Raw genomic sequence first — 14,702 nt, 5'->3', positions numbered from 1 at the left:
TTGCCGAACACTACACGACCTCTCCGACGCCAACGCAAGTCGGTGGGAAGCCATCTTCGGAGTTGGTTTTGCACTACAAATGGCTTGAAGTTCGGAAAAAAACATGTAATTTTGCACGCAAAAGACCCAAAAAGATGAGATCCATCCTACTTTCATGCTTGCTGATTGCAACAACAATAGCCCATGCCATCCCTGCGAAAAAAATGTGGAGAACCTACACCCAACGTGATGGTTCGACCATACGCGTACTCATGGTGGGCGATGAGCATCTGCATTATTTCCTGACAGACGACCAGGTTCCACTGGTCCAGCGTGACAACAACTTCTTCTATGCGAAGATTGAGAAGGACAAATTGGTTTCCTCCAACATCCTGGCACACGAAGCTTCCCTGAGAACAGCCTTTGAAAAAAAGAATATCCACACCGTTCAAGAGATAGAACCACTTCGCGAGAAGGCTCCTACCCGACTGCAACAGTTAAACAGACTGCCCGCTATGCGCAAGAATCAGTATACGGGAAAGAAAAAAGGCCTTATCATCTTGGCAAATTTCAGCGACAAGACCTTCAGAGACGATGACCCTCAGAAAGTGTTCGACGACATCGTTAACAAGTCGGGATACAAAGACTATGGAGGCGTTGGCAGCGTCCATGATTATTTTTATGACCAAAGCAACGGACGGTTCGACCTCACTTTTGACGTCATGGGGCCTGTGCAACTCAAGCATACCCTTGCTTATTACGGCGGAGATAAAGACGGTCAAATAGACGTGAGGGTTTCTGAAATGATTGTCGAAGCCTGTCAAGCGGTCAACGACAAAGTTGACTTTCGGGATTACGACTGGGATAATGACGGTGTTGTAGACCAAATAGTCGTGATCTATGCCGGCTATGGACAGGCCACATCGGCGAAGCCAGAAACCATCTGGCCCCACGAATTTAACATCAAAAGCAAGAACCTGGTGCTGGATGGGGTAAGAATCAACACCTACGCATGCAGCAACGAGCTGTACGAATATTACACCGGAACGGGCATAAGGCGCATACGCAACACCCTCATGGGCATAGGCGTTATCTGTCACGAGTTTTCCCATTGTCTGGGATTACCCGACTTTTACGATACCGGAGCATCTAAAAACTATGGAACGGGCGACTGGGACATCATGGCAAGTGGCAGCTACAACGGTCCTTTAGGTATCGGATGGGTACCACCCGCCTATACCAGTTATGAGAAAAACTTCGCTGGCTGGTTGGATTATACCGTCTTAGGGAATGAACCCCAGAATGTTACCGGCATGAAACCTCTGCTGGAAGGGGGTGAGGCATACGCTATCTACAACCCACGGAACCATGATGAATACTATTTGTTAGAGAACAAAGGACGTAGTAAATGGGACTCCTATCTACCCAAAAACGGGCTGCTGGTGCTTCATGTTGACTATGATGCTAAACTGTGGGCATACAACATAGTGAACAATACCGAACAGAAACAATACAACACGCACCAACGACTGACCATCGTTCCGGCCGATGCCAGCTACGGCAACGATGACCGCGACACCTATCCCTTGGGCGAACGCGACAGCTTGACGGCAAACAGCACTCCTGCGCTGATGCTTTACAATGCCAACTGGGATAACAATTATGTACTATATAATAAGGTGTTGAACATTAGAAAAGACGCCAACGGCCTCATCAGCTTCAACTATTTACCCGACCCGCATTTCAACACGGCTGGAATAGAGTCAGCCTTCAACGACAACCGCACCGTAACAATCGTTTCAATATATAACATGCGGGGGCAGCGAATGCCCACAAAGCAACTCAACGGTCTGCATCGCGGCCTGTATCTCCTGAACTTATCGGATGGCACCACGCGCAAAGTCGTGGTAAAATAACAAGAAGTCCGTATGCAACACCCCGTCTCTTTTTGGATTAGGTATAAAGATGATAAAAGAACCATCCACCACCAAGAAGAGACGGGGTCGCGTTTTTTGTCCGATAAGATGACAATAAAACCAGCCATGGTGAATGGGGCTTCTAGAAAAAATCAATAGGCTTACAGGGAGTATAAACGTTAATTCTTAACTGAAAAACTCACAATTATTCCCCAAAAGCATCAAGATGACGCTACTAGATACACACTTTTGAAAGGCAAAATGCATGACATTGAGCTTTAAAAGCATGCTTATTGCGGTACAAAAGCTATGCTTTTACGAACAAAACAGGCAACCATGAGGGCTAAAAATCACCGTAATACATCTAATACACTGTAAAACAATAAATTACAAAACTCGTTCATTTTGACCATATTTTCGACTGGTTGCCAGTCTACTGATAAATATCGCAAACACAGCGAGGTGTTTGTCAAGAAAAAAGATGGATGATGCAGCAGCGTGAAGTCCTCATCTGCGATGCGTAGTAGTACGATTGCCCATGGTATGCCAATAGCGGAAGACCGTTGGAACACGGCTCCTTTATTTAAGTAAGATTATTTGCTGAAAAAACGAACCTTTTCTTTTGTTTCAATAACGATTCTAACTCTAAGTTTGATATTCAACAACATACCGTTAAAATAAAAGTGCCATGCAGTTGGTAAATAATTTTATGTCACTCAACCGCTTTTATCATTTTTTTTGCTTATCTTTGCAAACACTTCATTGTCCGTCGGCAGATTCCATCGCCATCAACAAGGGTTTGGAAACCTGAAGAGCGGATAAAAGGTTATTTTTAACAAAAATTTATGGACGACTATCATTCGGAAAAATGTAACGAAAGGTAGAAGAGTAGTCTCCAGGAGGCTAATCTTCGACCCCATGAACCATGGAGATTAGCGAAAATGAGAACTTACTGGAACATCAACGAAATACTTAGGCCCATCGAGGAATGGCAGCCTAATTGCTGGATTCAGGTGACCTGTCCAACAGAGGAAGACCAACAAGAGCTGGAAGAACGCTTCCAAATACCCGATTATTTCTTGCAAGACGTCAGCGATACCGACGAGCGTGCCCGTTACGAATATGACGACGGCTGGATGCTCATCATCCTGCGTATCCCCTACGTCAAAGAGATACGCTCTCGCACGCCCTACACAACGGTTCCTTTGGGCATCATCCACAAGCGCGACGTGACCATCACGGTGTGCTATTACGAAACTAACATGATGATAGACTTTGTGAGCTATCAGCAAAAGCGAGGCTCGGGCTTCACCGACTATGTTGACTTGACCTTCCGTTTGTTCCTCTCCAGCGCCGTATGGTACTTGAAACGGCTGAAGCAGATTAACACACTCATCGAGAAAGCCAAGCACAACCTTGATCACGAGGTGAACAACGAAAGCCTCATCGGACTGAGCCGATTACAGGACTCGCTCACCTATTTCATCACCTCCATACGTGGCAACGAAAACCTCTTGGCCAAGCTGAAGTTCAAGTTGCAGGTAGACGAACTGGATGCCGACCTGATAGAAGACGTCAACATCGAGATGACGCAGGCCCGAGAGACCACCAGCATCTACGCCAACATCCTCGAATCGACCATGGACACGTACTCGAGCATTATCAACAACAACGTGAACACGGTGATGAAAACCCTTACTTCGGTTTCCATTCTGATGATGTCAACTACCCTGGTGGCATCACTCTACGGCATGAACGTCATCAACGGCATGGAAACCTACAAGTACGGTTTTATCGTAGCCTTTGGCATTTCCATCCTCGTGGCCGTGGTTTCATGGGCCATCATGCGCCACAAACGACTGCTGTAGACCGAGCATGGACAGACTCTAAAACAGACAAAACAATAAAAAAATCACTATTGTTTAGGAAATTAGCATATTTTTATATAAGTTTGCAACATCTAATGCCCTTACTATCGGCATGACAATCATCTACATAGACGAAGTGAAGGCAAACAAGTGACACATCCAGGATGTGTCAAAGCACCGGAAAACCAAATCATAAACTTAAAACAGTGAACTGATGGACTCTCAAGAAAGCACCCCGAAGCAGGGTAATTTAGAAAGCGAGAAACAAGTTGTAGGCACCGAAAACACGGTTGAACCAGCAAACAGTGAAACATCCGAAGAAGAAAAGGAAACGAATGTAGAACCACAACTAACGACCGTGGAAGAGGCTGAGCCGCAAGAGGACAAGGCCGAACAAGAGCCTGTGAGCGAATCTACCGAGGAGCAAACAGAGCAACCTGAGGCGACGAAACAGGAAGAAGAAACGCCAAAAGAGGAAGAAACTCCGAAGATTTACGCAACGAAGCAAGAGGTTCTGGACAGACTGAAGGAGATTGCCAACAGCGATGAATACCCACAGAAGAGCGAACTTGACCTACTCAAGACCACTTTCTACAAGCTGCATCTGGCCGAACGAGAGGCACAGCAGAAGGAATACCTTGAGAATGGTGGTGATCCGGAGCGTTATCAGGTAATACCTGACAAGCTTGAAGAAAGCCTCAAGGCTGAGATGGCCATCATCAAAGAGAAGCGGGCTAAGATATTTCAACAGCAAGAGGCAGAGAAAGAAGAGAATCTGAAAAAGAAACTTGAGATTATTGACAAAATCAAGGCGATGGCCACATCGCCCGACGAAGCCAACAAATCGTTCCAAGCGTTCAAGTCATTACAACAGCAATGGAAAGAGATTAAGGCCGTACCCCCACAGAACGCTAGCGAACTGTGGCGCAACTACCAGCTGTACGTTGAGCAATTTTACGACTTGCTGAACCTCAATCGGGAAGCGCGCGAATATGATTTCAAGAAAAACCTGGAGCTGAAGACGAAGCTGTGTGAAACGGCTGAGAACCTCGCCAACGAAGAAGACGTGATTAGTGCCTTCCACCAATTGCAGGAGTTGCATCAGCAATACCGCGAAATTGGCCCGGTGGCCAAAGAACTACGCGAAGAGATTTGGGCACGTTTCAAGGCTGCCTCTACCGTCATCAACAAGCGTCACCAGCAACATTTCGAGACATTGCGCCAGGAGGAAGAAGAAAACCTGACGCAAAAAACAGCCCTTTGCGAGAAGGTGGAGGACATCGTTGCACAGGAATACAAGACGGCTGGCGAATGGGAAAAGCATACGAAGGAGATTATCGCCATTCAGGCAGAATGGAAGACGATTGGGTTTGCCCCGCAAAAAATGAACGTCAAAATATTCGAACGTTTCCGCTCAGCCTGCGATCAGTTCTTCCAAAACAAGGCAGAGTTCTTCAAGCAGATGAAACAACGCTTCGCTGAGAACGCCGAAAAGAAGAAAGAACTTGTGGAGAAAGCACAGGCTTTGGCCGACAGCACGGATTGGAAGTCGACGAGCGACAAACTCATTGCCTTGCAGAAAGAATGGAAAACCATTGGTATGGTACCCAGAAAACAAGGCGACCGTCTGTGGAACGACTTTATCACAGCTTGCAACACGTTCTTCGAGGCGCGCAACAAAGCCAATGCAAGCACGAAAAATATCGAGTACGAGAACCTGGACAACAAACGAGCCATCATCGCCCAGCTAAAAGAGTTAGCTGAAAAACCTGATGAAAACACCAAGGAAAAGGTACAGGAACTGGTGGACGAATACAGCAAGATTGGACACGTTCCGTACAAAGAAAAAGATAATGTTTATCAGGAATACCACGACATCTTGGACAAGTTGTATAAGGACTTGCACATTTCGTTTGCCCGTAGACACCTTGACAACTTCAAGAACAACTTGAAGAACATGGCCAAGATGGGCGAAGACGCGTTGGACAACGAGCGTGGCCGACTGATGCACCGCTATGAACAACTGAAGTCGGAGATAACGACTTATGAAAACAACCTTGGCTTCCTCAACGCATCGAGCAAAAAAGGCAACAACCTGCTGGACGAAATGAATCGGAAAGTGGAGAAACTAAAGGATGACTGTAAGATGATTCGTGAGAAAATCAAGGCCATCGATGCTGAAAATAAGAATGCTGAATAACGCTAAAATAGCGATTTATATTAATTAAATAAATCCCAGTTGGCTTGATACCTTCTGGGATTTATGCTGTATTGTCACTCGCAACACACGATGTTTAAGCCTACGCAGACAGCTGGTAAATTAGCAATTCATCAACTTACCAGCCATCAACTCGTTAACTTGTCAACTCGTTAACTTGTCAACTCGTTAACTTGTCAACTCGTCAACTATCACACTTGATGGTACACTTGGTCGAAAGGAAGGCGGTAGCGTTCGGAGCGAACACCGTCAGGCAGACGCACGCCACACGTGATAACCATGTTAATTTCCGTGTGGTAAGGAAGTCCTAAAGCCTTCTTGACCAGCCAACTGTCAAAGCCCTCGACGGGACATGTGTCATACCCTTCCTCGCTCATGGCCAACATGAACGTCTGAACGACAAGGGCACAACTCTTATGAACCGTGATGCGCGTATCGCCTTCGGTCACCTGTTTCACGATAGGACGGAACAATCCAATGGTTTGCGCCAGCAATTTGCGAAACAAGCCCAGCAGCCAAAAGAAGCGAGTATAAAACAGTGGCATCACGAAATCGTAATACACCTGCCATTTTTTGATGCGTTTGGCTTGTTTCTCCTTCGGACTGTTTTGCATGACATTATCGATTTCGAACGCTTTCACAGCCTTGGCATGCGCCCGATGCTTGTCCCTACGCGTGACAAACACCACCATTTGCTGTGCGGTTTCTGCCGTCTGCTGATCTAAAAGAGCATGGGTCAGTTTTTTGAGAACCTTCGGTTGAGTGACATGATAACACTCCCAAAGTTGCATGTTCGAACTGGTTGGTGCCAAAGCAGCCAACTCCAGGCAATGACGTACGCGCGCGGTGTCAAGTGGTTTGGCAGGGTCGAAATGACGAATGGCACGTCGGTGATTCAAAATATCTTGTAAACTCATATCTATTGGTTTTAGTTCTTGTTTTAGGGAGAAATCTCCTATCGTTTCCAAAGCACTGCTTGAAAATCCATCATCCCATTGACTAAAGTCCCTGAAGCCAACAGGACAACCCGCCTTTCTCAATGCTCCAGCAAAATAAGGTACTTTTCGTATCCTTGCGCTTTCATTTCTTCTTGAGGAACAAAGCGTAAAGAGGCACTGTTAATACAGTATCGCAAGCCACCTCGGTCTTTAGGACCATCGTTAAAAACATGTCCCAAATGGGCTTGACCTTTAGCACTTCGCACCTCGGTACGCTGCATCCCGTGAGACAAGTCTTGCTTTTCTTCCAAGAAATGTGGGTCAATTGGCTTGCTGAACGCAGGCCATCCACAGCCAGACTCAAACTTATCGGTACTCAAAAACAGCGGCTCGCCAGTGGTCACATCAACATAAATTCCTGGTCTAAACTCATCATTATATGCATTATCATAAGGACGCTCGGTGGCGGCATGCTGAGTAACCTCGTATTGTAAAGGTGTCAACTGCTGCTTCAGTTCAGCATCCGTTTTCTTCACATAACGTGAAGATTCGGTTGTATCCTTGTTGGCTACACGCGCATACTGCATCAATGCCTGTGGAACATGGCAATATCCTCCGGGATTTTTATCCAGGTAGTCTTGGTGATAACCTTCTGCTGCATAGAAATTCCGAAGTGGCTGTACTTCAATTTGTATCTTCTTCGAATATTCTTTGCTCAACTTGGCCATCTCAGCTTGAATCATGGGCAAGTCATGTTCATCAGTATAATAAATACCAGTGCGATACTGTGTACCAACATCTCCACCCTGTCTATTTAAAGAGGTAGGGTCGATCGTTTTAAAATACAATTTTAAAAGTAGAGAAATAGGTAATATTTGAGGATTATAAACAACGTGTACAGCTTCTGCAAAACCCGTCTGATCTGTACATACTTCCTCATAAGAAGGATTTTGTCCACGCCCATTTGCATATCCAACTTCGGTACTGAGTACTCCATTGATTTGCTTCAAAAAGTGTTCTGTACCCCAAAAGCATCCACCTGCCAAGTATAATTCAGCCTGTTCGTTCATATCTAATTCTTTTTCTGCAGCTACTTGTGCTCGTCCATGACAACCCATTAAAAGGAAAGCCCATAACAAACAAAGTATTTGGCAATTGATTATTTTCATACCTTTTATGGTCTGATGATTTACAAAACTATAGAAAAATATTGAGGTTTCGCGAATTCATACACTTAAAAAAGATGAAAAACAACCGTTTTCTAACACCTTTAATGGGTGAACAAAGCTATCATGCTGCCCTTAGGGAATCAAAAAAAAGTGCTTCCTATGATAAGAAAACACTTTTTAGTAGTTGGGATACTCGGACTCGAACCAAGAATGACAGGACCAGAATCTGTTGTGTTACCATTACACCATATCCCAAAATCAAATACGATCGTTGCCGATTTGCGTCTGCAAAAGTAGTGTTTTTTTTTGATACCGCAATAAGAAGTGGTGCTTTTTTCTTAAAAAAACAAATTTATTTCATGTTTTATGCCTTTTGTAGTTATTTAGCACTAACTTTGTAGAATAATAGTTCCATATCTTATACATCATTTTTGAAAGGATGAAACAATCAAAACAACTAGTCGACATCATCACAAAAGGAATACAAGAAAAGAAAGGTCAGGACATCGTCATTGCTGACTTAAGCAACATCGAAGGGGCAATAGCCAATTACTTTGTCATCTGTCAAGGCAACTCTCCCACCCAAGTAGAGGCGATTTCCGAATCAATTGGCGACACAGTCCGTGAGGATTTGAAGGAGAAACCGGTCAATGTCATCGGCCTTGGAGCGAACCAATGGGTGGCCATTGATTTCACTGACGTGCTGGTCCACGTCTTCTTGCCGGAAACAAGGGCTTTCTATGACTTGGAAAACTTATGGGAAGACGCTAAATTGACGAGGATTCCGGACCAAGATTAAATTGGCATGGCATTTGACATTCCTATCCTATTATAACAGAATTCATCTTTATGGACAATAAAAACAACTCCTACAATAATAACAACGACAACCAACCCAAGATGCCTAAGTTCAACATGAACTGGATTTACGCAATTGTTGCTATTACACTGGCCATATTTTTCATGACCGGAGGTGGTAACTCCCTGGGCAACGCAAGCGCCAATAAGAAAGCTACTTATTCGAAATTCAAGCAATACATCGCAAAAGGTTACGCCAAGAATGTGGTCATCAACAAGGAACAGAATATATTGAAGATGTACGTTAAGCCCGAACACATCCGCGATGTCTTCAACATGACGGCCAAGCAGACGGGCACTTCTCCCTACGTTGAAGTGGAATTTGGATCGGTTGACGAACTGGAAAAATACCTAACAGCTGAACAATCATCTGGTAAAATTGCCGACTTCAGCTACGAGAACGAGAAAGGAAGCGACTTGGTAAACATTCTGCTTAACCTTTCATTCCCCATTTTTCTCATCGTCATGTGGATTTTCCTGATGCGAAGAATGGGTGGCGGAGGTGCCGGAGGGTCTGGTGGCGTCTTCAATGTTGGTAAGAGTAAGGCCAAGATGTACGAGAAAGGCAACGACTTGGGCATCACCTTCAAGGACGTAGCAGGACAAGCTGGCGCCAAACAAGAGGTGCAAGAGATTGTTGACTTCCTGAAGAATCCACAGAAATACACCGATCTGGGCGGTAAAATACCTAAGGGAGCACTGCTCGTAGGACCTCCAGGTACGGGTAAAACCTTGCTGGCAAAGGCTGTTGCAGGTGAAGCTGGTGTGCCTTTCTTCTCCATGAGTGGCTCCGATTTCGTAGAGATGTTCGTTGGTGTTGGTGCCAGTCGTGTGCGCGACTTGTTCCGACAAGCCAAGGAGAAATCACCCTGTATCATCTTCATCGATGAGATTGATGCCGTAGGAAGGGCCCGCAGCAAGAACCCTGCCATGGGCGGAAACGACGAAAGAGAGAACACGTTGAATGCCTTACTGACCGAAATGGACGGCTTTGGCACCAACAGTGGCGTCATTATTCTGGCTGCTACCAACCGCGCCGACATGCTCGACAATGCACTATTACGCGCAGGACGCTTTGACAGACAAATCAGTGTGGACTTGCCTGACCTGCCCGAACGCAAGGAAATATTCCTGGTTCATCTTCGCAGAGTGAAGGTGGCACCTGATTTGGACATCGACTTCCTGTCACGACAAACGCCAGGATTCTCGGGTGCCGACATCGCTAACGTATGCAACGAGGCCGCATTGATTGCCGCAAGACACAATAAGACACAAGTTGGAAAGCAAGATTTCCTGGATGCAGTTGACCGTATCGTGGGTGGACTGGAAAAGAAAACCAAGATTATGACGGCTGGTGAGAAGCGCACCATCGCTCTTCATGAGGCCGGACACGCCACCGTTTCATGGTTCTGCGAGCATGCTCATCCGCTCGTTAAGGTCTCTATTGTGCCGCGTGGAAGAGCCTTAGGCGCCGCATGGTATCTACCCGAAGAGAGACAAATCACCACCAAGGAGCAGATGCTCGACGAGATGTGCGCCTTATTGGGTGGCCGAGCTGCCGAAGAACTGTGCGTAGGACAGATTTCCACTGGTGCCATTAACGACTTGGAGCGTGCTACAAAGAGTTCGTATAGCATGATTGCCTACGCCGGTATGAGCGATGTACTGCCCAACATTTGCTACTACAACAACCAAGAATATCAGTTCCAGCGGCCTTACTCAGAGACCACGGCAAAGATTATTGACGACGAGGTGCTGAAGATGATCAACGAACAGTACGACAGAGCCAAGCAAATACTCACTGAACACAAAGAGGGCCATGCCAAACTGGCAGAACTTTTGCTCACTCGCGAGGTGATATTCGCTAAAGATGTTGAAAAGATATTCGGCAAACGCCCATGGGTCAGCCGCTCACAAGAAATCATGCAGGACAACGAACCCAAGCTGGAAGACATGCCTGAAGAAGTAAAAGCGGCTGAAGAAGAACATCAGAGAACATTGAAAGAGAATAAACAAGAGTTTTAGTTGACGAGTTTTTAGTTGACAAGTTGACGAGTAAATAGACTTATTGCTTGTCGACTTGTCAACTCCTCACAATCAACTTGTGAACTCGTCAACTTGTGAACTTGTCAACTATGAACCATCCATGACACCAAAACTTAAAAATCTCATCACTCGAACCATCACTGGCGTCTTGTTCGTTGCCATCATGACAACCTGTTTTTTGCGCCCTGTTGCCATGATATTCGTCTTTACACTCATCACTGGCATGACGATTTGGGAGTTTACAGGATTGGTAAACGACCGTGAAAACGTTACCGTTAACCGATTCATCACAACGGTAGCCGGCGTTTATTTCTTTCTTGCCGTGGCAGGTGTCAACAGTGGTTTCATCCAAACCAATGCCGTATTTGTTCCCTATCTCCTCACCATCGTCTACCTATTTATCAGCAATCTGTACACACAAAGCAAGGATGCCGTGAACGACTGGGCATACACCATGCTTTCGCAACTGTACATTGCGCTGCCGCTTTCGATGATCAACGTGTTGGCTTTCAGACAATCACCAGACGGTGCAACCCATTTTTACTACTTACTTCCTCTGAGTATCTTCATTTTTCTGTGGGCCAACGACACCGGCGCCTATTGCACAGGCTCACTCTTTGGTAAGCACAAACTATTTCCACGCATCTCGCCTGCTAAAAGTTGGGAAGGGAGTATCGGAGGTGGTATCCTCGTTTTAATTATGGCTTCCATTATATACTATATTGAATCGCAAGGGGAAAACTTATCTGGACTCAACCTCATAGAATGGCTCGGATTAGGATTAGTGGTAGTCATATTTGGAACTTGGGGCGATTTGGTAGAATCATTGTTGAAACGCACATTAGGCATTAAAGACAGTGGTAACATTCTACCCGGCCACGGAGGCATGCTCGACCGCTTCGACTCCTCCCTGATGGCCATCCCGGCAGCCGTAATTTATCTTTATTCCATCACCTTGTTGTAAGTTTACCCCATACCCAAAACCAACAAGGGTGATTCATCTCAAGAATCATCTGCACCACATTTCGCCTCTGTTTGCTTGCATAAACATTTTTCATGTCTTTTGTTTGTGCTTTATACTTTAATTTTCTAAATTTGCATAACACAATGAGTTAACATGAAAGAATCTACATACCAATAACATTAATCTCATACTTATGCGTCATTTCAAAGTCATTTTTTTCCTCCTTGTCTTATTGTCACCTACCCTTGTGTTTTCGCAAATCACTTACTACAACGCCGATCAGTTTCCGGTTATTGGAAAAATATCCAATGATACCGAAACCAGATACGAGCGTTTGCCTCGTGAATTAAAAAACACCTGCCGACCTCCTGTTTGGCATTTGGGCAAACACACATCAGGTCTCGCCGTGAGGTTCAAGACCAACAGTACAACGATTGCTGCCAAATGGGAAAACTTGAACGATGCCTACATGAACCACATGTCACCCACCGGAACCAAAGGACTTGACTTATATACCTGGGATCAAGGCAAATGGGTTTTCATGAAAACAGGCAGACCTACGGCGAAAGTTTCCACGCAAGTCATCATCGACAACATGAAGCCCATCGAGCGGGAATACATGCTCTACCTTCCCTTGTATGACGGAATTGTTTCACTTGAGATTGGCATCGACTCAACCAAGACTATCGCCCAACCCACACTGCCATTTCCGAGGACAGAAGCACCCATCGTTGTGTATGGAACGAGCATCACACAAGGAGGTTGTGCGGCCCGACCAGGAATGAGTTTCACCAACATATTAGAACGCAGGCTCAACACCGAGGTAATCAATCTTGGATTCAGCGGCAACGGCAGACTGGACATGGATGTGGCGGAAGTCATTGCCAAAAAGAAGAATGCGCAGATGTTCATCCTTGATTTTGCACCGAACAACGGCCCGGAGGATGTCAAGAACAAGACAATTCCTTTCGTCAACATCATCAGAAAAGAAAATCCAAATACACCAATCGTGCTCATCGAAAACCCCATATTTCCCCATGGTACTTACGATCAAGAGATTAGTAAAGTTGTCCACGACAAGAATATCGAACTGAAAAAATGTTTTCAGGCCCTCAAGGCAAAAGGAGACAACAACCTCTATTACATCAGCAGCGACAACCTCATCGGCAATGATGGCGAAGCAACGGTCGATGGCATTCACTTTACAGATCTTGGTTTCATGAGAATGGCAGATGTGCTGCTGCAAGAAATGAAAAAGATGGGGATTGTCAAATAAACCGAAACATGACCTTCATACCACGGCATAGAGCGTACTAAAAGAGGCAGTCGTCACGATCCGGCCTTCGGTCAATTACGAATTGAATTGCGCAATCTGTGATTCGAGATTCTTCTCTGACGAAACGTGAAACAGCACGCCATTACCCTCACATATGAATAGCATTGAGTTTGCCCGCCAAAGTCATTGGGTTTGGCGGGCAAACTCAATGACTTTACAGGTCAAACTCATAGACTTTGAAACGAATTTGTAAAGCACTGATAGACAAGGAGTAAAGAGACTCATTAAAAAGATCGGACACCACTCGGTTACTGCCGTTCGCCCTTCAACAATGAAACCATAATTTTTGCGGCATTTTCTGGTGCTACATGATCGCCCAACTGATGACGCACCTCGGCATAATCGGCGAGCATTTTCGGGCGTTCACCGCCACTCGGCAGGATAAGTCCCAGTTCTTTGACGATGTTCGCGAGCGTAAAGCGGTCGGCAAACAGTTCTCGCACCACTTCCCGATCAGCGATGAGGTTGACCAAAGAGATGTACTTTACCTTAATGATATGCTTGAACGCAAAGCGTATGAGCCAGGGCACGAGCGTCTTGTAACACACCACTTGCGGCACATCGAACAAAGCCGTTTCGAGCGTTGCCGTACCACTGGTCACCAGAGCTGCCGCAGCATGGGCCAACAACGGATAAGTCTTGTTTTTTACCAAAGCGACGTTCGTGCCGGTCAGGTACTCTTCGTAATAAGCATCCTCAATAGCTGGCGCCCCCGCCAGCACGGATTGGTAGTCTGGATAAGCGTTGGCAGCCTGAATCATGGCAGGCAGATTGTCCTTAATTTCCTGTTTTCGGCTTCCTGCCAGCAAGGCAATAATAGGTTTGTTTTTGTCAAGATGATTCGCGAGACAAAACTCCTCGAAACTCTCGGTGTATGAAGCGCGAAACTGACGCACCTCATCGGCTGTCGGATTGCCTACATAATGAATGGGATAATGATGTTTTTTCTCGAAGAAAGGGACCTCGAAAGGCAGGATGGAAAACAATTCAGCCACATCGCGCTTGATGTTCTTGATGCGGTATTCCTTCCAGGCCCAAAGCTTGGGCGATATGTAATAATAAGCAGGTATGTTTGTATTGGTTTTCAAGAACTTAGCAATATTCAGGTTAAATCCGGCATAGTCGACCAAAATCACCACATCGGGCTGCCACCGAACAATGTCTTCTTTGCACATTTTCATGTTCTTGAAGATGGTTCGCAGGTGCAGCAGTACGGGGATAAAACCCATGTACGCCATTTCCTTGAAATGCCTCACCCGCTCTCCCCCAACCGCCGTCATGAGGTCTCCGCCGAAGAATCGAAACCGAGCGTCATTGTCCTGTTTTTTCAAAGCCATCATCAAGTGCGAGGCATGCAAGTCTCCACTGGCTTCGCCAACAATCAAATAATACTTCATAAGCTCATGATTT

Annotated in this window: 10 protein-coding genes and 1 tRNA gene; 7 read left to right on the top strand and 4 right to left on the bottom strand. The window is 45.7% G+C overall.

Going from position 1 to position 14,702, the window contains the following annotated elements; all coding sequences use genetic code 11:
* The first annotated feature begins 134 nt into the window (after nucleotides 1-134).
* The 3 genes from NQ518_RS12700 (at nucleotide 135) to NQ518_RS12690 (ending at nucleotide 5,963) form a co-directional block, all read left to right on the top strand.
* Nucleotides 135-1,895: a M6 family metalloprotease domain-containing protein gene (locus NQ518_RS12700; RefSeq protein WP_227961573.1), complete on the top strand. Its 1,761-nt coding sequence runs from the start codon at nucleotides 135-137 to the stop codon at nucleotides 1,893-1,895.
* 941 nt (nucleotides 1,896-2,836) lie between these two features.
* A complete protein-coding gene (locus NQ518_RS12695) occupies nucleotides 2,837-3,763 on the top strand; it encodes a magnesium transporter CorA family protein (RefSeq protein ID WP_102698336.1) in 927 nt (308 codons plus the stop codon).
* 214 nt (nucleotides 3,764-3,977) lie between these two features.
* Nucleotides 3,978-5,963 (top strand): DUF349 domain-containing protein, encoded by a 1,986-nt coding sequence (locus NQ518_RS12690; RefSeq protein WP_227961575.1) that lies wholly within the window; start codon nucleotides 3,978-3,980, stop codon nucleotides 5,961-5,963.
* 209 nt (nucleotides 5,964-6,172) lie between these two features.
* Here the strand turns inward: NQ518_RS12690 and NQ518_RS12685 are convergent, their stop codons facing one another.
* The 3 genes from NQ518_RS12685 to NQ518_RS12675 form a co-directional block, all read right to left on the bottom strand.
* Nucleotides 6,173-6,898 (bottom strand): nitroreductase family protein, encoded by a 726-nt coding sequence (locus tag NQ518_RS12685; RefSeq protein WP_227961577.1) that lies wholly within the window; start codon nucleotides 6,896-6,898, stop codon nucleotides 6,173-6,175.
* A gap of 119 nt (nucleotides 6,899-7,017) precedes the next feature.
* Complete coding sequence (msrB, locus tag NQ518_RS12680; protein WP_227961579.1) at nucleotides 7,018-8,088, bottom strand: peptide-methionine (R)-S-oxide reductase MsrB; 1,071 nt, start codon at nucleotides 8,086-8,088, stop codon at nucleotides 7,018-7,020.
* Between the two features lie 184 nt (nucleotides 8,089-8,272).
* Nucleotides 8,273-8,343: transfer RNA gene (locus tag NQ518_RS12675), tRNA-Gln, on the bottom strand.
* Nucleotides 8,344-8,527: 184 nt separating this feature from the next.
* Here NQ518_RS12675 and rsfS point away from each other — a divergent pair.
* The 4 genes from rsfS (at nucleotide 8,528) to NQ518_RS12655 (ending at nucleotide 13,232) form a co-directional block, all read left to right on the top strand.
* Nucleotides 8,528-8,887, top strand: a complete 360-nt coding sequence (gene rsfS / locus NQ518_RS12670) for a ribosome silencing factor (RefSeq protein WP_004349339.1) — start codon at nucleotides 8,528-8,530, stop codon at nucleotides 8,885-8,887.
* Nucleotides 8,888-8,937: 50 nt separating this feature from the next.
* Nucleotides 8,938-10,971, top strand: coding sequence for an ATP-dependent zinc metalloprotease FtsH (ftsH, locus tag NQ518_RS12665; RefSeq protein WP_227961581.1), 2,034 nt, complete (start codon nucleotides 8,938-8,940; stop codon nucleotides 10,969-10,971).
* Between the two features lie 121 nt (nucleotides 10,972-11,092).
* On the top strand, nucleotides 11,093-11,956 hold the full coding sequence (locus NQ518_RS12660; protein ID WP_227961583.1) for a phosphatidate cytidylyltransferase: 864 nt from the start codon (nucleotides 11,093-11,095) through the stop codon (nucleotides 11,954-11,956).
* Between the two features lie 193 nt (nucleotides 11,957-12,149).
* Nucleotides 12,150-13,232 (top strand): SGNH/GDSL hydrolase family protein, encoded by a 1,083-nt coding sequence (locus NQ518_RS12655; protein ID WP_227961584.1) that lies wholly within the window; start codon nucleotides 12,150-12,152, stop codon nucleotides 13,230-13,232.
* A 308-nt stretch (nucleotides 13,233-13,540) separates the two neighbouring features.
* Here the strand turns inward: NQ518_RS12655 and lpxB are convergent, their stop codons facing one another.
* The gene (gene lpxB, locus NQ518_RS12650) at nucleotides 13,541-14,689 is read right to left on the bottom strand and encodes a lipid-A-disaccharide synthase (protein ID WP_227961586.1); all 1,149 of its coding nucleotides are present in this window, start codon (nucleotides 14,687-14,689) and stop codon (nucleotides 13,541-13,543) included.
* Between the last annotated feature and the right edge of the window lie 13 nt (nucleotides 14,690-14,702).

It is taken from the genome of Hoylesella buccalis ATCC 35310 (assembly GCF_025151385.1).
Taxonomy (GTDB): Bacteria; Bacteroidota; Bacteroidia; order Bacteroidales; family Bacteroidaceae; genus Prevotella; species Prevotella buccalis.
This window is presented reverse-complemented; position numbering and strand designations above follow the sequence as displayed.

Coding starts and splice junctions, on each gene's coding strand:
- rsfS (WP_004349339.1), top strand. CDS start 8,528: ATGAAACAATCAAAACAACTAGTCGACATCATCACAAAAGGAATACAA.
- NQ518_RS12655 (WP_227961584.1), top strand. CDS start 12,150: ATGCGTCATTTCAAAGTCATTTTTTTCCTCCTTGTCTTATTGTCACCT.
- ftsH (WP_227961581.1), top strand. CDS start 8,938: ATGGACAATAAAAACAACTCCTACAATAATAACAACGACAACCAACCC.
- NQ518_RS12695 (WP_102698336.1), top strand. CDS start 2,837: ATGAGAACTTACTGGAACATCAACGAAATACTTAGGCCCATCGAGGAA.
- NQ518_RS12660 (WP_227961583.1), top strand. CDS start 11,093: ATGACACCAAAACTTAAAAATCTCATCACTCGAACCATCACTGGCGTC.
- lpxB (WP_227961586.1), bottom strand. CDS start 14,689: ATGAAGTATTATTTGATTGTTGGCGAAGCCAGTGGAGACTTGCATGCC.
- NQ518_RS12700 (WP_227961573.1), top strand. CDS start 135: ATGAGATCCATCCTACTTTCATGCTTGCTGATTGCAACAACAATAGCC.
- NQ518_RS12685 (WP_227961577.1), bottom strand. CDS start 6,898: ATGAGTTTACAAGATATTTTGAATCACCGACGTGCCATTCGTCATTTC.
- msrB (WP_227961579.1), bottom strand. CDS start 8,088: ATGAAAATAATCAATTGCCAAATACTTTGTTTGTTATGGGCTTTCCTT.
- NQ518_RS12690 (WP_227961575.1), top strand. CDS start 3,978: ATGGACTCTCAAGAAAGCACCCCGAAGCAGGGTAATTTAGAAAGCGAG.